The sequence below is a fragment of the Mycobacterium sp. E796 genome (genome assembly GCF_001672815.1).
Taxonomy (GTDB): domain Bacteria; phylum Actinomycetota; class Actinomycetes; order Mycobacteriales; family Mycobacteriaceae; genus Mycobacterium.
Window position 1 is genome coordinate 26,955 of the sequence record NZ_LZKK01000325.1, and the last position, 17,581, is coordinate 44,535.

Sequence of the window (17,581 nt, forward strand, 5' to 3'; positions counted from 1 at the left end):
AAGTGACATTTGGCGCGCGAACCCGCGGCGGCGCGGTCGCGAACGGCTTGCACCACGCCGCGAATCCTTCCGCCGGGAAGCAAATGCCGCCGACTGCGAGCGCCGCGTGCGACGTCAAAAACGCACCCGCGACCCGACACGCCGACCGCCCGGCTTGCCGGCATGTGCGCCGTCAACCCGGTTCGGTACCCAACGCAGCCATCTCGGTTTAGCTCAAGCCACGGACAGGAGCTCCCCATGGAAATGAACGACATGATCATGGTCAGCATCGATGACCACTACATTGAGCCGCCCGACATGTACGACAACCACGTGCCCGAAAAGTACAAAGACCAGGCTCCCAAGCTCGTCCGCAATGAACACGGCATCGACGAGTGGGTGTTCCAGGGCGACAAGGCCTCGACGTTGCTGGGCCTGGGCGCGACCGTCGGATGGCCCAAGAACGAATGGGGCTTCAATGCGGGCAGTCTGTCCGAACTGCGGCCTGGCTGTTTCGACGTGCATGCGCGGGTGCGCGACATGGACGCCAACGGCATGTTGGCGTCGCTTAACTTCCCCACCATGGCGGGATTCAATGCGCGGACCTTCGCCGAAGCGCCCGACAAGCCGTTGGCGTACATCATGCTGCAGGCATACAACGATTGGGTCGTCGACGAATGGTGCGCGGAGTACCCAGGACGATTCATCCCGCAGGGCGTCGTCCCCATGTGGGACGTCGAATTGGCGGCGGCCGAGGTTCACCGGATGGGCAAGAAGGGCCACAAGGCAATGTCGTTCCTCGAGACGCCGCACACGAAGGGGTACCCGAGTTTTCTCTCCGGCTATTGGGACCCGATGTTAAAGGCGCTGTGTGAGGAGAACATGGTTCTTTGTCTGCATATCGGCGCCGGCTACGACGTGATTCAGAGTCCGAAGGAGGCGCCGGTCGACCACATGATGGTGCTCGCGTGCCAAATCAGCGCGATCACCGCGCAGGATCTGCTTTTTGGACCCACATTGCGAAATTTCCCCGACCTCAAGGTCGCCCTGTCCGAGGGTGGAATCGGTTGGATCCCGTTCTATATGGATCGGATCGATCGCCACGTCGACAACCAATCCTGGCTCGACCACGGCAACGACTTCAACGGCAAGAAGCCGTCGGAGATCTTTCGCGAACACATCCTGGCGTGCTACATCACCGATCCTGCCGGCCTCAAGCTCCGCGATCGGATCGGCATAGACAACATCGCCTGGGAATGCGACTACCCGCACACCGACACGACTTGGCCCTATTCACCCGAGCTGGCCTGGGGCGAATTCATGGACGCCGGCTGCACGCCAGAGGAGATCAACAAGATCACTTTTGAGAACGCGTGCCGGTTCTTCGACTGGGATCCGTTCAAGTACACCCCGCGCGAGGAGGCCACCGTCGGCGCCCTTCGGGCCAAGGCCGCCGACGTCGACGTGAGCCGGATGCCGCGGGCCGAATGGAAGAAGCAAAACGAGGCCGCCGGCATCGGTGTCTGGTGACCGCAACGACTTCTGAGGGAGGAACAAACATGACGAACGTCGTGGCGCCCCAGGCGCCGCACACCGACGACTCGATTGCCTCGATCGGATTCATCTCGGCGGATTCGCACGTCAACGAACCGCGCGACCTGTGGTCGTCGAATCTGCCTGCATCGCTGAAAGATCAGGCCATGCGCGGGCTCGCGTCCTCAGGTGACGGCGGCTGGAGCCTCATCATGGACGGCCAGCATGCGTTCCAGAAGGACATGCAGGCCGAGGAGGACCGACTGGCGGTCCTCAAGCCCGAGAAACGACTCGAAGTCATGCGTGAAGACGGCGTCGCCGGCGAGTGCATCTTCCCGACTATCGCCCTTCAGGTCTGGATGCTCGAGAGCCCCGAAGGCGGTCAGGCCAGTTGCCGCATCTACAACGATTACATCTACGACCAGTTGCACCGGCACTCGCCTCGGTTCTGCTGTGCCGGCATCGTGCCGACCTGGACCCCGGAGATGGCAGTCGCGGAGGTGGAGCGCATTGCCGAGATTGGGCTGGGCGCCATCATGCTTCCAGCACTGGCGAACCCGATGTGGAATCACCGGCAGTGGGCTCCAATGTGGGACGCGATCGAGCGCACGGGCCTCCCCGTGGCCATGCACCAGGGCACCGGGCACCCCATGAGGGCGTTTCGTGGTCCCGGCGCCACCGTCGCCAACAACCTCTACATCCAGTCGATGGCTCCGCAGGTCGCCACCTTGCTTGCGACCTCCGGAGTGCTCGCCGACCATCCGGGAATCCACGTGGTGCTCGTTGAGTACAACATCGGCTGGATGGCATGGGCGAACGAGACCATGGACAACTCCGACATCGCATTCCGCCGCTATGACGAGTTCATCTCCTATGGGGGCAAGAAGGGCCAGCCATCGGTCTATCCCGACCTGGAGCACCCGCCCAGCTACTACGCGAAGCGACAGGTGCACTCCACGTTCGCCAGAGACACCGTGGGAATCGGCAACATCGCGCTCACCGGACCGTCAATGCTGATGTTCGGCAACGATTATCCGCACGAAGAAGGAACGTATCCCCATTCGCGCGAGGTCGTCGCCGAGCAAGCCAAGCTGATTGCGGATCCGGCAATAGCCCGAAAGGTGTTCCGCGAGAACGCACTCGAGGTCTTCAAGTTCGATCCCACCGAAGTCACACCTCTCGTCTGAGACGTCTGCAAACCACGCAAGCAGTTGCCCCACAGAGCTTTAAGGATCACAGGAGGAACGCCATGGTCGCCGCACGCGATGCGCAGCAGTGGGTGAAGGACGGCGGTCTACACGGGATCGGAGACTCGCTGTTCACACCGTTCTGCGGTACGGACGGCGACGATATCGACTGGGATGCATATCGCGTGTTGATTCGCTATTGCATCGGCGACCTTGGCCACAACATGTTGTGGCTGACCAGCGGATGCGCCGAATGGTGGGCGCTGACGCTCGATGAGCGCAAGCGTCTCCTCGAGGTCGCCGTAGAGGAGGCGCGCGCGATCAATCCGGCTGTGGTGATCCAGGCTTGCACGACTGCCGAGTGCGCCAAAGACGTAGCCGAGTTGACGCTGCACGCACAGCAGAATGGCGCCGACATCGCCTTCATCCAAACGCCGACGATGGAGGTGCACGGCGGTGAGGGGGTAAAGCGATTCTTCCAATACGTCGCCGACCGCACGGACATCGCTCTGGGGATGTTCAACAGCAATTCGTCCGGATACGTCATGACGGGTGAGGAGATGGCTGCTGTCCATCACGCTGTGCCCGCGGTGGTGGCGGTCAAAGAAGGCGTAATGGACAGCACGGTGAACACCACGGTGCTGCACGCGCTGGCTCCCGACATCGCCATCTGGGAGTGTGACACGTTGGTCTACGAGGCGGGCTGGTTGCAACAGGGCATCGTGTGTTCCGGACAACTCGGAAACATCGCGTGGCTCTACGAGAGCGCGGACAACAAGTGGTTCAGCGAGTACTGGCAACTGATCTGGGACGGCAAGCTCGACGAGGCGCGCGCTCACCGCGGCGCCAATGTCGGCGGAATGCCGTTGTCGCCGAAGTTCGGCGAGTACCCGGGCAGGCCGGGATATCTCACGCACTGGGGCGAAGTGGTGAAGGTCGCGGCGAGCACGATTGGTCTGCCTGTAGGCGACTACCCGTATTCGCGTCCGCCTCAGGCGCGACTGGGCGCGACCGGGCGCAAGGAGATCGCCGATCTTTTCGTCGCCGCCGGGCTCGAAGGCAAGGCGTTGACGAGTTCGGCCGTCACGGGGGCACTGGAAAGTGCGTAACGAAACAGACCGTGGTCGCGAGGGTGGTGCCGCATGACCGCCGTGCCGCTGGTCGACTATCTGGTGCTAGGTGACGACCCGCATTTGGTGGCACACAAATGCACGTCGTGCGGTGCGCAGTTCTTTGACCACCGCAACGCTTGTGCCGGTTGCGGCGGAACGACATTCGAGAGTGCGAGAGTCGCGCAGACCGGCATCCTCAGGACGTTCACGATTGTGAACTTCGCCATGCCGGGTGTTCCCGTTCCCTTCGTCGCCGGGGTCATCGACTGTGATGGCACCAGCGTGCGAGGCAATGTGATCAATGTCGAACCCCACCCTGACCACATCAAGACCGGTATGAAGGTTCGGCTGGCGACGTATTCGATCGGGAAGGACGGGGACGGCGTCGAGGCGATCGGGTTCGGCTTCGAGCCTGTCGATGCCGCCTAGCCGCATTACTGATTACCCGTGACGAGTCGAAATAAGAGGTATTGATGGCGTCCGACGACATATACATTCTCGGCATCAACATGACCAAGTTCGGCAAGCACCCCACGCGGGATGCGCTTGACCTGGCTTCCGAAGCGACACTGGGCGCATTATCCGACGGCGGCGTATCCATTCATGACATCGGCGTGATTGCGGCCGGCAACCTGTCGGGCATGGGAACCGGGCTTGGTCAGGATGTGCAAAAGCAGGTGGGGCAGACCGGGATACCGGTCTTCAACGTAGCCAACGCCTGCGCGACCGGTGCCACAGCACTGCGGACGGTGATGATGGCGTTGAAGGCCGGGGAGTGCGAGATCGGCTTGGCGGTCGGCGCCGAGAAGCTTTCTGGGGCAGGCATGCTCGGCCTCGCCGAGGCCCCCAGTGAAGACCGTTGGGTGCCGAAGGGTCGGTTTGGTGCCGTGGCGCCACTCGATGGGAGAATCGGCACCGCATCAATGCCCGGGGTCTTCGCTCAGGTCGGGTTGGAATATGGCCACCGATACGGGGAAGTGAGCTTCGAGTTGTTCGCCCGGATATCGGCGAAAAACCACGACCACTCGACCCTCAATCCCCTCGCCGCATATACGAAATCGATGACCGTCGAGCAGATCATGGGCGAGCCGATGATGGCCTACCCGAATACCCGCGCCATGTGCTCGGCGAACTGCGACGGCGCGGCAGCGGCAATCCTGGTCACCGGGGACCGGCTCAAATCGATGTCCTCCGAACAACAAAAGCGGGCCGTGAAGGTGTCGGCATCGGTCCTGACGACCGACCCCTGGGAAGAGGGCTGTCAGGTACTGCCCAACGTCAACACGCTGACGCGAAACGCCGCGGCTCTGGCCTATGAACAAGCGGGCGTTGGTCCGCAAGATCTCGACCTCGTCGAACTGCACGACTGCTTCGCCACCGCGGAGCTGGTCCACTACGACAACCTGATGCTCTGCCCCGAGGGCGGTGCCGTCGACTTCTTCGAGTCCGGAGCGCCAAAAAGAGACGGCAGCACGCCGGTCAACGTATCGGGTGGGCTCGAGTCGAAAGGCCACCCCATAGCCGCGACCGGAATCGCGAACGTCTGGGAGATCTGCCACCATCTGCGCGGCGAGGCCGGCGCGCGGCAGATCCCGAATGCCGTTGTGGGCCTGGCCCATGTCATCGGCCTCGGTTCCACATGCGGTGTCCACATCCTGGAGAAGACCGCCTAGGGCACTGTCGTAAGCCAAAATTGGCGTGCAATGCACGCGGGGAGATTCAAGACAACGCCGTCAAAGCGCCACTGGTGTAGCCGCCGTTGACCGGGACGGTTTGTCCTGTCAGCCATGAGGCGAGAGGGCTGACGAGATAGGTCACCAGAGGGGCAACCTCCAGCGGCTCGCCGAGCCGACGTGTCGCGTACTCACCTAGCGTAGATTTCGCGTTGGAAGCGGTGTCGCTCTGCGTGGGTTTTCCGGGCGTCGTTGCAACGGTCACAACGTTCGCCGTGATGCCGTAGCGGCCGTTCTCGGTGGCGATCGAGCGCGTGAATCCAGCAGCGCCTTCATTCGCGCCCGCGTAGACCGCGTCTGGGAGGGCATCACCAGCACGCGCGGCGTCAGAAATGACGGTGACGATCCGCCCAAACCGCCGTTCGATCATGGCGGGCAGGCAAGCGTTTGTGCAGACCATGACACCGTAGAAAATCGCCCTATACGGATCCCACTGCGCCGGACTGGCATCGACGGGTACGTTACGGTCAAAGCTGCCTGCCACGTCGGGCCCGCCGGCATCGCCCGCGTTGTTCACCAAGATGTCAATACCGTTGACCCTGTCCACCGCGGCGCGCACCACGGCGGGATCTGTGACGTCGAACGGTGACGAAATCGCGCGACCCCCTGCGGCCCGGATCTCTTCTGCCACAATTTCCGCCCGCTCGGGCACGAAGTCGTTCACCACCACCTCGGCGCCCCCTGCGCCGAGGTGGACTGCAATTGCCCGTCCTAGGCCTTGACCTGCGCCCGTCACCAGGGCGCGGTGCGTACGGAGGTCGATCTCCTCAGCCATCGGCTGGCAATCCTTCCTCGCTGGTCGGCTAAGGCCAGGATAGGGCCGCAAGTTGTTCCCTAGAAACAGCGCCGACGGATTATTGAATATGCATTACTAAGTCGACTAGGCTACGCGCATGGGTGAACTGCGCATGCTGATCGACGGCAAACTTGTTGAGGCAGAGGGCGGGAAAGTCTTCGACAACATCAATCCGGCTACCGAGGAGGTATTGGGGCAGGTTGCCGACGGCTCGGCGTCGGATATGGCCAACGCCGTGGGCGCCGCGCGTAATGCCTTCGACAACACCCCGTGGGCCACCGATAAGGAACTGCGCAAGCGTTGTCTCGATCAGCTGCAGGCAGCGCTCGAAAGTGAACAAGAAGAACTCCGTCAAGAGCTGGTGGCCGAGGTCGGTGCTCCGATTGCGCTGACCTACGGTCCGCATCTCGATGCGCCGCTCAAGCATGCGCTTACCTGGCCGCGTCAGATGATCGACGAGTTCCAGTGGTCTCGCTCGTTAGGACCGTCCGATGCACTGGGCTGGGGTATGCAGACCGAGCGGGTCGTGTGGAAGGAGCCCAAGGGCGTCGTCGGGGCTATCGTGCCGTGGAACTTCCCGGTCGAATTGATCCTGACCAAGCTGGGGCCCATCCTGGCCATGGGAAACACCTGCGTCCTCAAGCCCGCGCCCGACACTCCGTTTAATGCGACTCGCATCGGGCGACTGATTGCCGAAAAGACCGAGATTCCCGCCGGTGTCGTCAACGTTGTCCCCTCACGAGATCACATGGTGGGTGAGGTACTCACTCGTTCGCCGGAGGTCGACATGATCGCCTTCACGGGTTCGACTGCAACCGGGCGACGCATCATGGAGGCGTCGGCATCCACCATCAAGGACGTGTTTCTCGAGTTGGGCGGCAAGTCGGCGCTGGTGGTGCTGGACGACGCGCCACTGGAGGAGGTGTTGGCCACCGCCGCGATGGCATGTATCCACGGCGGCCAGGCGTGCGCGCAAGCGTCCCGACTTCTGGTGCCCCGAAACCGATACGACGAAGCGGTCGAGATCGCCAAAGTCAGTTTCGAGAACTGGAAATACGGTGACCCCACCGTTTTCGAGAACATGCAAGGCCCGCAGATCTCCAAAGTCCAGCAACAGCGTGTGGTGGGCTTGTTCGACAGCGGGCGGCAGCAAGGAGCCACAGCCGTTGTCGGCGGCGGCATTCCGGCACACCTGGAGAAGGGTTTCTTCGTTGAGCCAACGCTATTCGCGAACGTAACGAGCGACATGCGCATCGCCCAAGAAGAGATCTTCGGCCCGGTGCTGAGCGTAATTGCTTATGACGGGGACGACGATGCTGTGCGCATCGCCAACGACACCACCTACGGTCTTTCTGGCGGCATCTACTCTGCCGATCACGATCGCGCGCTCGCCGTCGCCCGAAGGATCCGGACCGGCACTCTGAGCGTGAACGGCGGGATATGGTATGGCGCCGATGCGCCGTTCGGTGGCTACAAGATGTCAGGCATCGGTCGTCAGTGCGGCATCGAAGGGCTTGAAATCTTCACTGAGACAAAGCTTGTGGGATGGCCGGTCGGTGACGAAGCTAAGTGATCCGACTGAATGAGCGATGATAGGACCGCCACCGGACGCGGGATGAATTTCGGTCTCATCGATCGCAGTTGCTGTCGTGAGCCAGCTCGCCATGCCCACCTAGCGCGGTTCTGAACGCCGTTCTACGGAGTTTTGGGATGTCCGATGCGACCGGAACCGAGCCGATCAAGGTCGGCTTCCTTACCGACTACATCGCCGGCAGCGCTGCGATCGACGACCAGACCATTTACACCAATCCGATGGACTTGGTGTTTGGTCAGGGGTACGAATCGGGGGTGATTCACCGGCCGGTCGAGCTCGTGTCCAGGACGGTGCAAGGTCTGCCGCGAGGTAGCGTCAAGGCGGTCGTCAACGCGTTCGGTGAGCTCGTCGACGAAGGGTGCCTGGCCGTCATCGGCCCGGGCATCAGCGACAACGCCATACCTCTGCGTCCTGAAATCGAACGCCGGTTCCGCGTGCCGGCCATCAGCGTATGCGGATCAGAGGAGTGGCTCGGAAAGTGGACCTTCGTGCTGCCCAACGGCTCGATGACCGACGAGCCGATCTTCTGGGCGCAGATGTTGAAAAAGCACGGCCATTCGACTGTCGGACTGTTGATCGAGCAGGCGTACATCGGCTTTCACTACGCGGACAACTTCCGCCGCGCGGCCAGCGCGGAGGGCATCACCATCCTGGCCGAAGAAACCGTATCGCAGACGGGCCAGGACGTATCGGGGGTGATCGCACGGATCCATCGCAGCGGAGCAGAAGCGCTTGTTCACTGCGGATTCGGACTCGGCCATGCTGGGATCAACGCTGCCCTGGACGAGTTGGGCTGGGATCCACCGAGGTACATCGGTACCGCATTCGAGACCGCGTTCAATGAGCACCTGTGGGACGCAACCACAGGGTGGATCGGACTCGAACAGTACGACGAGGGCAATCAGGTCGCTGAACAGTTCCTCGATGATTACGAGGCTGCGTACGGGCATCGGCCGGCGTTCTACGCTCCGTTGCTTTTTCGGGACTTGGCAACCGTTGTCCTGCACGGATTGGCTGGTGCAAAACCCCTTTCGCCGCGGGGCGTGAGGGATTCCCTCGAACAATTGAAGATGTTGCCTGCGGCTTGCGGATCGGCGGGAACTCGTATCTCGTTCGGGCGATGGATGCACCGTGGCTGGGTCGGTTCACGATATCTGGTCGCGCGGACACTGGACGCGGACGGAAAGGAGCTCGGACAGTACTGGAAGTCGACGCTGGTCGACCGCTTCGGTGACGAATGAGTTTCGCCTGCCTGGTGGGGATCGCTGCGCCGGGTGGGACCGCATGCGGCCGCAGACGCGTGAGCCATGAGCGGAAGTAAGGATGGTGCCGAATGGATGGCAAGAAACAAAGAATCCTCCTGGTGTGGATGTGGGGGTTCTCCATCGCACAAGGTGCGGCACTCGTCTCCGTGATACGGGTTTTTCCGCCGCCTAGCGCGACTTGGACGGCCGCGCGAGTCGCGCAGTGGTATCAGGGGCACAGCACCGCCATCTTGGCGGCGGCGATGTTGCTCAGTTGGACGAGTGCGCCATTGATCCAATTTTCCGTCGTGTTGTGGCATCAGGCGCGCCGCGTCGAAATCGGTGCGAAGATCTGGTCGACGCTGATCCTGATCGGCGTGTCGTTAACGTCAGTCTTCATCGCCATAATCGGAATGTGTTTCGGGACAGCCGCATACAGTCCTTACCGGGCGCCAGAGATCACCGAAGTCATGCACCAGTTCGGGGTCTTGTTCATGGTCACAACGGAGCAGTTTTTCATCGCGGGGTGGGTGGGGGTGGCCCTGGTGTGCTTCACCACACCAGACCGACCGGCTAATCCGTTTCCCCGGTGGTGGGGCTGGACGACGGTGTGGGCGATCCTTCTTTTCGAACCGGGAGCAGTTGCCTTCCTTTTCAAGACCGGACCGCTCTCCATCAACGGCATCTTCGCCTTCTGGATCCCGGCCATCGGGTTCGCACTGTGGACGGTGGGTCAGACCGTCCTGATCTGGCGCGCGTTACGGATTCAAGACCGGATCGACGATCCGGGCGGCGAAGCGATTGCGGCCGACGTCACCGGTGGCCACCTTCCAGCCGAAGCAGGCATTCGATGACGACAGCTCAGACCGAGGTCCCCGCGACGGTCGATATGCGGCGCGGCCGTATACCGGGGGAGCCGGGCGTCTGGATCATGATCCTGGGTGATCTGAGCGTCTTCGGCGTCTTGTTCGTACTCTTCATGAGCCAACGGGGCAGCGCCCCTGACCTGTTCAATCGGTCGCAGCTCGCGCTCCAGCGAGCATTCGGCGGTGTCAACACACTTGTGCTCGTGACCAGCTCGTTGTTGGTGGTCCTGGCTGTCGCGGCTACCCGGGCCGGAGAGAAAGTCGCACGCCCTCTACTTTATGGGGCTCTCGGGTGTGCCGGGATCTTCCTAGTCAACAAGGGGATTGAGTGGACGGCGTTGATCTTCGATGGACACGGGCTGTCGTCGAACAGCTACTTCACGTACTTCTTCGTCATGACGGGATTGCACGCGGCCCACGTCATATTCGGGGCGACGCTGCTGATCGCGATGGTGGTACTGTCCGGCAAAGATCGGCTGAGCGAACCTCCCATCGGGTTGATCGAATCATTTGGCTGCTATTGGCATCTCATCGACATACTTTGGCTCATCATCTTCCCGCTCCTCTATTTGGTGCACTGAGATGATGAGACTATTCGCCGAGCGCACTGCGAAGCGCAGTGTTGTTGTATGGGCTGCACTCGTCGTCGCAACGCTGATTTCGTGGAGCGTGGGGATCGACCATGGGATCGATTACAGAATCTCGACCGTCCTCGTCCTGCTCGTGACCTTGGTCAAGGTGTACCTCGTCGGGATGAACTTCATGGAACTTCGGGAGGCCCCCTCGTGGTTGCGGGCGAGCTTTAACGCTACATGCGCAGGCATCTGCACCGCTTTGGCCGCCATCTACTTGGCAGCCGGATGAGTGCCGACGGTGGTGGCGTGAGATGACCAAACCAATCCGATTCGGGGTGGTCGCCTCGGAGATCGAGGTGCACAACCTCATCGCAACCGCGCAAATGGCGGAATGCATAGGGTTTTCGAGCATCCAGCTCAACGATCACTTCAGTTCGACCGTGGCGCCGATGGTAGGGCTGCAGGCAATCGCCGCCGCCACCTCACAGATCAAAATCGCGACCTCGGTGCTCAATCAGGATCTGCGTCATCCCGCCGTGCTCGCCAAGGAGGCCGCGACGTTGGACTTGTTGTCCGGCGGCCGCCTTGAACTGGGGCTCGGCGCGGGGTGGGTCCGAGCCGATTATGACCAATCCGGGATCGCCTTCGACACTGCGGCAACACGCATTGACCGTCTCGACGAGTACATCGCCATCGTCCGTGGCTTGTGCGGGCCCGATCCGCTCACTTTTCGCGGCGATCATTACACGGTGACTGATCTAGAGGGCATCCCGCAGCCCGCCCAACCTGGGGGTCCGCCGATCATGGTCGGTGGTGGCGGGCGCCGCCTCTTGACCATGGCCGCTGAGAAAGCTGACATCGTTCAGGTGCTCGGTGCCACGTTGGCTCGCGGCGCCGTAGTCGACGCCAGCAGCTTCCGGCGTGAATCCTTCGAGGAGCGTCTCGATTGGATCCGGTCCGCCGCGGGTGCTCGGTTCGATGCGCTCGAATTATCGTTGATGCTGGTCCTCGTCGCCGTCACCGACGATGTCGAGTCATTCACCAAAGGATTTCTGGAGATGCTCAGCGGAAACGACCTTGTCGAGCGATACGGCGGGGAAGTGAATCATCGGGACGTGAATCTGCAGACCTTGCTTGATTCGCCGGTGGTGGCGGTCGGCACCCTAGAAGAGGTGTGCGAAAAACTCACCCGTGTGCGAAACACGCTGGGCTTCAATTACTTCGTCACGCCATTCGCTGGCGGCATGGAGGCGCTCGCACCCATCGTCACACGCCTGACAGGCACCTGAGCCGTGGCAAGCTGCCGGTCGCGCACATCGGATCACCTGTGACTCGCAACGCGGCATTCTTTGATCACGACCTTTAGGGAAGCTCGCTCATTTGGGCTACCTCGCCGAGGAGCGGTCTCGCCGCACCGCGGCTGTCGTGAATCGTCATGGTCCGCTTTGATGTTGACATCATTCGCGACGATATGGACCGGTGGCCCGAATCCACGGTTCAGTCCACGTTTCTTGGCGAGGATCGACCGGATACGCTCCTGGGAACACACAACAGCGCAACGCAATTCTCGCCCGCGGTTGTCCATCGGCGGCTTCCGTGGGCGCATGTGATTGTCGTCAGCGACCTTTCCATTGCGGTGCTCGCTTCTCGGCGAAGGAACGCAAGCCTTCCTGGGCATCCTCCGAAGCGAAGACCGGCCCGGCGAAAGTCATCTGCTCCTGCCAGGATTCCTCGTCGGTCCAGTCATAGCTGCGGCGGATGATCTCCTTGGACGCGCGCACCGCCAACGGGGCGCATGCAATGATCTCGCGGGCCAACTCCAGCGCCACCGACGCGGCTTCACCGGGTGCGCATATCCGGTTGACCAGACCCATGCGGTGAAACTCGCTGGCCGGCAGTGCTTTCCCGGTAAGTGCCAGCTCCATGGCAACGTGGTACGGAATCCGCTTCGGAAGGCGGAACAGCCCGCCGCCGGTGGCCACAAGCGCCCGCGCCGCCTCGGGAAGGCCCATCGTGGAGGCCTCAGTGGCCACGATCAGGTCGCAGGCCAGGCAGAGTTCGAGTCCACCCGCCAGCGCGTGTCCCTCGACGGCGGCAATGACTGGTTTGTTCGGCGGTTGAGCCATAATTCCGAAGCCACCACGCTTCTCGGTGTGGGCGAAGTCGCCATGCGCCGCGGCCTTCAGATCTTGCCCGGCACTGAACGTCGGTCCGGCGCCGCTGAGAACCGCGACAACTAGTGAGTCGTCATCCTCGAATGCGTCGATGATGCGCTCCATCGCTGCAGCCATCGCACCGTCGAAGGCATTCCGGCGTTCAGGTCGGTTCATCGTGATGAGCAGGATGCCGCCGTCCACGCGCTCGGTGTGAATCGGGTCGGCGGGTTCTGGCGGCATCGGGAGGCTCCGGTTGAGAGTAATTGGATGTACCGCGAATTTACATTTGCGGCGATCGGCTGGCAAGCAACTAGCCTGTCTGCCGGACACTTTCGGCCGTGGCACGACACTCGCCGACTTCTGCAGGTCTGTCCAGTAGCACCGCTGGGGCAGGCGCAGGGTCCCGAGCCCGCTAGTTCGAGAGCATAACCTTGCCCAGGCCTCGACCGCCGCCGGCCACTATCGCCACACGGCCGTCAAGCGTTATGCGTTCGCTCACTTGGCATTCCTGCCTGCCGATTCCCGGTGCGCCGCGGCCCGGCAGGCCGTACGGGCAAAAGGTCTGCCTCCCAAAGTATTCGGATGCGGACTGGCGGTCCCCCGCTGCTCGTCGACGGGCTTAGGCACTTCGCCAGGTCAGATGCGACGGTGTTGAAGAGGTCACCCATGCGCGAGCCTGGTCGTGGTGAAGGCGCTTTACGTCGCGGTGCCAGACTGCACGCGAGCGACAACGCTGAGGTGCGGAATGAAACAGCTGTTACCGCAGCGAATGATAGATTCCACGACGCCGGTGAGATGCTCGACATCGACTATTCCGCCGTTGAGATGGCCGTCCTGTATCCAAGATTGAATTGCTTGCTCGAGAACCGCCGGATCCCAGTTCTTGTTGATCTCGGTTGTCGAGTCACCCTCTCCGCCGGGGCAGTCACCGATTGCAATGCTGGTGAATGCAACTTCGGGGTGCTCGACCCGCCACGCCACCACGAGCTTCTCGAGCGCGGCTTTGCTTACCGCGTATGCACCGAGTGACGGCCAAGGGGTGTCGTACGCCGCGGTCAGTGAAGACAGGTAGATCGCCGACCCGCTGCTACGACCAAGGTGCTCAAGCATCGCAGCGGTGACCAACGATGCACCGGTTACGTTGGTGGCGAACAAAGATGCCCATTGCTCTGCAGTGGTTTCCGCCAGCGGAGTCAGGACCCCCATGCCGGTGCTGTAGACGAGCGTGTCCAAACCACCGAACGCGGCAAGCACCTCGTCGGCAGCGTTCTTGCATGAGTCGGGATCGGTGACGTCACACACCGCAGCGATCGCGCCGTTGCCGGCCTCGCGCGCCGCAATGGTCAGACGTTCGCGGCGGCGTGCCAGCAGAGCAACCCGATGGCCGCGCCTGCCCAAGTCGATCGCGATGCTGCGACCCAGGCCACTTGAGGCACCGACCACCGCTATGCGTTTTTGCTCGGAAGTCATAGCGAATTCTCCGTTGTTCGGCGCTTGTCTGGGATCCTCAGTTGCCGAAATCCGCACGGCCCCATACCGGCATGTCCAAACTGCTGTACAGCCCTGGTGCCGCGTCGCAGACATTGGGGATGGCATTCACCACGCGACCCGCGGTGGCGTCGACGCCCGGCTGGTCGCCACCCGAAAGGCTCAGGACCACATCGACCTTCGGCGTACCGTCGATGACCACCTGGCTGGTGCGTACGTTCACGTCCGGTGTGCCCGCGATGACGGGGGCCCACTCGTCGACGACCTTGTCGATCATCGAATAAACGATGCTCATGGTGACCCGCGGTTGACCGCCGACGAAAGCTTCGTGAACGAAGCGAACGGTCGCCACCGTGCCCTCCGGGATAGCGCCGGCCGGACATGTGTAGTCGGCATCGGCGACCGCGACCTCGCGTCGGGTGCGGATGTCGTCGAACGTCGTGCCGAGCGTCTTGGCCACCGCCAAGAACGGTCCTAAGAACCCTCCGGTCCCCACGCTCTCGACCATCGCGGGCTCGTCGGGTGGCCTGCCGAACCCGAGATAGTTGAACACCATCGGATCCTGGTAGGTCGCCATGAACACGCGCTCGGACAGAGTGATCGATTTGATCGCATGTGAGACGCTGCCACAGGCGATGATGAATGCATCGGTGGTGTACCCGGGTGCGATGCCGCTGCAGAAGAAGGAAGAGTTACCAGCCTTGCAACCGTCCTCGAGGCGGTCAGTGATCTCGCGTGGCACCTGAGGCGGGTATGAAAGCGCAGGCATCGTCGAGGTGACGATGTTCTTACCGGACGCGAGGATGGCTGCCATCTCGTCGATGACTTGGCTCTCCTCGCGTCCAAAGTCCGTCGCGAAGTACGCCACGCAGTCAGCGTCGCAGGCGAGAAACTCGGCGAAATCAGTTGTCGCACTGAGCCCGACAGGATTGACGCCGACGAGCTCTCCTGAATCGCGGCCCGCCTTCTCCGGTGTGTGCACCAGATGCGCGACCAACTCCAGGTCGGAGCGCGCGATCACCTCCCGTAGGGCTTGTGCGCCGGTGTCGCCCGTGCCGTAGTGCGCGACGCGGTAGGTCTTCGGGCCCATTACCGTTGCAATCCTGCGCGCCGGGTGGCATAGAACGGCAGGTCAACCGGTGACAGGTGTCCCGGTCGAGCGGCGACAACCGCCGGGATCGCGTTGGTCGCTGCCAGCGCGGTCATCGGAAGGCCGGAGGTGATGCCGTCTTCCATCGGATCCGGCATCAAGAGTGCTCGATAGGTCGGGCGTCCTTCTACCGTGTAGGCGATCGCGCCGTCGATCCCCGCAGGCAGCCTGGGCCAGTGCTGCGGAACCTTTGCGTCGCGGGTGATCTGCGCGATGTACTCGATCGACACCACCGGCTTGTCGGCCACCACGCCGGCAAGCTGCCAGTAGTACCCACAGATGGTGCCGGCCGGGTAGGTCCCGACGTTGGTGGTGACGATGTCGACAGGGGAGGCCCCCGTCTCCCATTCGAGTCTGATGCCGTCGAGCTTGATGCCCAACAGGTCAGCGATGAAATGAATCTCCGGTGTCCACCGGGTCTCTACCGTTCCGTCCGAAATTCGCGGCGGCACAAAGCCGTCGGGCTTTCCGAATCCCATGGAATCGCGCAGCACCGCCTCGAGCGGGTAGTCGTTCGCGAGGTCGGGAGTGAACTGTTGCTCCTTGTATCCGGTCACCTCGCCAGACATCGAGAGCAGCGCCGCAGGGACGTTCATGCTCATCGCTCCGGGTTCGCTTCCGGTGGCATACAGCGACGCGCCGCCGCTCTCGCATGCCGACTCGATGATCTCTCGAAACTCAGGTGGCGTCGCGCCGGGGTAGCTGATTTCGACCACGGCGAACGTCACCACGTTAGTCCCAGCACGCAGGAACTTGGCCATCTCAGCGACGGCTTCGAGCTCACGACCTACGGCATTGCCGGCATAACAAAGGCAATCTGCCTTCATTTCCACCAAAGCGTCCAAGTCGTTGGTCGCGACGACCCCGGTGCTAGGGAGCCCGCAGAGCTCCCCGGAATCTTTACCTACCTTTTCCGGTGTGCTGACATACTGGCCGACCAGTTCGAGTGCCGGATCCTCGATGATGGCGCGAAGCGCCTCACGACCCGTGACCCCGGTACCGCAGTGAACGACCCGTAGCGTCATCGTGTGCCGCTGGCTGCCTGCGATGCGGCATACACTTCCGCGGCACTTCCGCCGATGCCGTCTGGATAGAATTGCTTGGCCCACTGGCGAATTGCGGTGAACCCCGCATATTCCGCGGTCGCCAACGCCGGGGGGTCCGAGTAGCGCTGGTGCTGCCAGATGACGATGTCCTGCTCGAATTGCTTAATCACCTCTTGGCTGAAGACCTGAGCATCGGCTTCGGAGTAGGCGGCGTCATCTTTACCGATGTAGGCGGTGAATCGGACGTCGCTGGTGTAGTCGTCGACCGGGGTGACTCCCTGAACGGTGCGGCCGGCGAGCAAGCCATAGCTCCTGGTCACTGTGACTCCAAGGCCGCCGTTGATGGCTTCTACGCAACTCTCGACGACGTCGGTTTGTGCCTCGTCGCTGGGCGCGCCGAAGGCGAACGCGAGCTTGAAGTCGACGAAGGAGACCGGCTCGGCGAAGTCGTGTCGGGTGAAGACCGCCTCAGGAGTGCCGTGCACATACCTGAAGTGGGCGAAGTCAACGCCGTTTTCCTGCACGTATTGCGGATGTATTTCCAGTCGCTCGCAGTACAACCGACGCGGTCGGTGGAATTCGTCGGGGTTGCTGCCGTCGTTGAAATCGGCGAACAGGTCGGGCACGTCGAAATACGGTTCTCGACCCCGTACATCGTGCCAGACGTAGACCGACTCGTTGCGTTCCACCACCGGATAGGTGCGAATCCGCCTGCCTCGATTCGGGCGATTCTGGTAGGGGATACAGACGTTGCGGCCCTCCTGGCTCCATTGCCAGCCGTGAAACCCACACTGCAACACCTCGCCGACGACTTGTCCACCGAAACCAAGGTGTGCGCCGAGATGTTCGCAGAAGGCGTTCATGACCGTCAATGGGCCGGATTCAGCCCGCCAGGCGATCATTTCTTCGCCGAAATACGTCATCCTGTGGACGTCGCCCACGTCGATCTCGTCGGACCAGGCCACCTGGAACCAGCCGGTTGGCTTCATCGACAACGGCGGTTTGGGCATGCGAAAAAGGCTAGCCGACCGGACTCGGCATTTTCTAGTGGTTCTAGAAATCCAAGTCACGCCGCGGTGCGCCATCAGCCCATGATGTGATCGCCTCAAGGGTTGGCCGTGC

General features: G+C 62.1%; 17 protein-coding genes. 11 read left to right on the forward strand and 6 right to left on the reverse strand.

Going from position 1 to position 17,581, the window contains the following annotated elements; all coding sequences use genetic code 11:
- Nucleotides 1–237: 237 nt before the first annotated feature.
- The 5 genes from A5706_RS25955 (at nucleotide 238) to A5706_RS25975 (ending at nucleotide 5,484) form a co-directional block, all read left to right on the forward strand.
- Entirely contained in the window at nucleotides 238–1,509 is a 1,272-nt protein-coding gene (locus tag A5706_RS25955; protein ID WP_068137411.1) for an amidohydrolase family protein, read from the forward strand.
- Between the two features lie 41 nt (nucleotides 1,510–1,550).
- Nucleotides 1,551–2,699, forward strand: coding sequence for an amidohydrolase family protein (locus A5706_RS25960; protein WP_197517982.1), 1,149 nt, complete (start codon nucleotides 1,551–1,553; stop codon nucleotides 2,697–2,699).
- Nucleotides 2,700–2,761: 62 nt separating this feature from the next.
- A complete protein-coding gene (locus A5706_RS25965; RefSeq protein WP_068137416.1) occupies nucleotides 2,762–3,808 on the forward strand; it encodes a dihydrodipicolinate synthase family protein in 1,047 nt (348 codons plus the stop codon).
- Between the two features lie 33 nt (nucleotides 3,809–3,841).
- Nucleotides 3,842–4,240, forward strand: coding sequence for a Zn-ribbon domain-containing OB-fold protein (locus A5706_RS25970; protein WP_068137418.1), 399 nt, complete (start codon nucleotides 3,842–3,844; stop codon nucleotides 4,238–4,240).
- Between the two features lie 41 nt (nucleotides 4,241–4,281).
- A complete protein-coding gene (locus A5706_RS25975) occupies nucleotides 4,282–5,484 on the forward strand; it encodes a thiolase family protein (RefSeq protein WP_082964625.1) in 1,203 nt (400 codons plus the stop codon).
- 46 nt (nucleotides 5,485–5,530) lie between these two features.
- On the opposite strand, the gene A5706_RS25980 is transcribed toward A5706_RS25975, so the two are convergent.
- Nucleotides 5,531–6,319: an SDR family NAD(P)-dependent oxidoreductase gene (locus A5706_RS25980; RefSeq protein WP_068137424.1), complete on the reverse strand. Its 789-nt coding sequence runs from the start codon at nucleotides 6,317–6,319 to the stop codon at nucleotides 5,531–5,533.
- A 133-nt stretch (nucleotides 6,320–6,452) separates the two neighbouring features.
- Here A5706_RS25980 and A5706_RS25985 point away from each other — a divergent pair, with 133 nt between their 5' ends.
- From A5706_RS25985 to A5706_RS26010, 6 genes are all read left to right on the forward strand, one after another.
- Complete coding sequence (locus A5706_RS25985) at nucleotides 6,453–7,913, forward strand: aldehyde dehydrogenase family protein (RefSeq protein WP_068137808.1); 1,461 nt, start codon at nucleotides 6,453–6,455, stop codon at nucleotides 7,911–7,913.
- 137 nt (nucleotides 7,914–8,050) lie between these two features.
- Nucleotides 8,051–9,175, forward strand: coding sequence for an ABC transporter substrate-binding protein (locus tag A5706_RS25990; RefSeq protein WP_068137427.1), 1,125 nt, complete (start codon nucleotides 8,051–8,053; stop codon nucleotides 9,173–9,175).
- A gap of 92 nt (nucleotides 9,176–9,267) precedes the next feature.
- Complete coding sequence (locus A5706_RS25995) at nucleotides 9,268–10,032, forward strand: hypothetical protein (RefSeq protein ID WP_156767334.1); 765 nt, start codon at nucleotides 9,268–9,270, stop codon at nucleotides 10,030–10,032.
- Nucleotides 10,029–10,625 (forward strand): cytochrome c oxidase subunit 3, encoded by a 597-nt coding sequence (locus A5706_RS26000; protein WP_068137431.1) that lies wholly within the window; start codon nucleotides 10,029–10,031, stop codon nucleotides 10,623–10,625. The genes A5706_RS25995 and A5706_RS26000 overlap by 4 nt, the downstream gene beginning before the upstream one ends.
- 4 nt (nucleotides 10,626–10,629) lie before the next feature.
- Nucleotides 10,630–10,908: a cytochrome C oxidase subunit IV family protein gene (locus A5706_RS26005; RefSeq protein WP_068137811.1), complete on the forward strand. Its 279-nt coding sequence runs from the start codon at nucleotides 10,630–10,632 to the stop codon at nucleotides 10,906–10,908.
- 22 nt (nucleotides 10,909–10,930) lie between these two features.
- Nucleotides 10,931–11,908, forward strand: a complete 978-nt coding sequence (locus tag A5706_RS26010; RefSeq protein ID WP_068137434.1) for a TIGR03621 family F420-dependent LLM class oxidoreductase — start codon at nucleotides 10,931–10,933, stop codon at nucleotides 11,906–11,908.
- 327 nt (nucleotides 11,909–12,235) lie between these two features.
- Here the strand turns inward: A5706_RS26010 and A5706_RS26015 are convergent, their stop codons facing one another.
- The 5 genes from A5706_RS26015 to A5706_RS26035 all read right to left on the reverse strand — a co-directional run bounded on the left by A5706_RS26015 (nucleotide 12,236) and on the right by A5706_RS26035 (nucleotide 17,469).
- Complete coding sequence (locus A5706_RS26015; protein WP_068137437.1) at nucleotides 12,236–13,015, reverse strand: crotonase/enoyl-CoA hydratase family protein; 780 nt, start codon at nucleotides 13,013–13,015, stop codon at nucleotides 12,236–12,238.
- A gap of 456 nt (nucleotides 13,016–13,471) precedes the next feature.
- Nucleotides 13,472–14,245, reverse strand: a complete 774-nt coding sequence (locus A5706_RS26020) for an SDR family oxidoreductase (protein ID WP_068137439.1) — start codon at nucleotides 14,243–14,245, stop codon at nucleotides 13,472–13,474.
- Between the two features lie 37 nt (nucleotides 14,246–14,282).
- Nucleotides 14,283–15,353, reverse strand: coding sequence for a hypothetical protein (locus tag A5706_RS26025; RefSeq protein ID WP_068137442.1), 1,071 nt, complete (start codon nucleotides 15,351–15,353; stop codon nucleotides 14,283–14,285).
- Complete coding sequence (locus tag A5706_RS26030; protein WP_156767336.1) at nucleotides 15,353–16,522, reverse strand: dihydrodipicolinate reductase; 1,170 nt, start codon at nucleotides 16,520–16,522, stop codon at nucleotides 15,353–15,355. Before A5706_RS26030 ends, A5706_RS26025 begins: the two co-directional genes overlap by 1 nt.
- Nucleotides 16,435–17,469, reverse strand: coding sequence for a Rieske 2Fe-2S domain-containing protein (locus tag A5706_RS26035; protein ID WP_068137444.1), 1,035 nt, complete (start codon nucleotides 17,467–17,469; stop codon nucleotides 16,435–16,437). The genes A5706_RS26030 and A5706_RS26035 overlap by 88 nt, the downstream gene beginning before the upstream one ends.
- Between the last annotated feature and the right edge of the window lie 112 nt (nucleotides 17,470–17,581).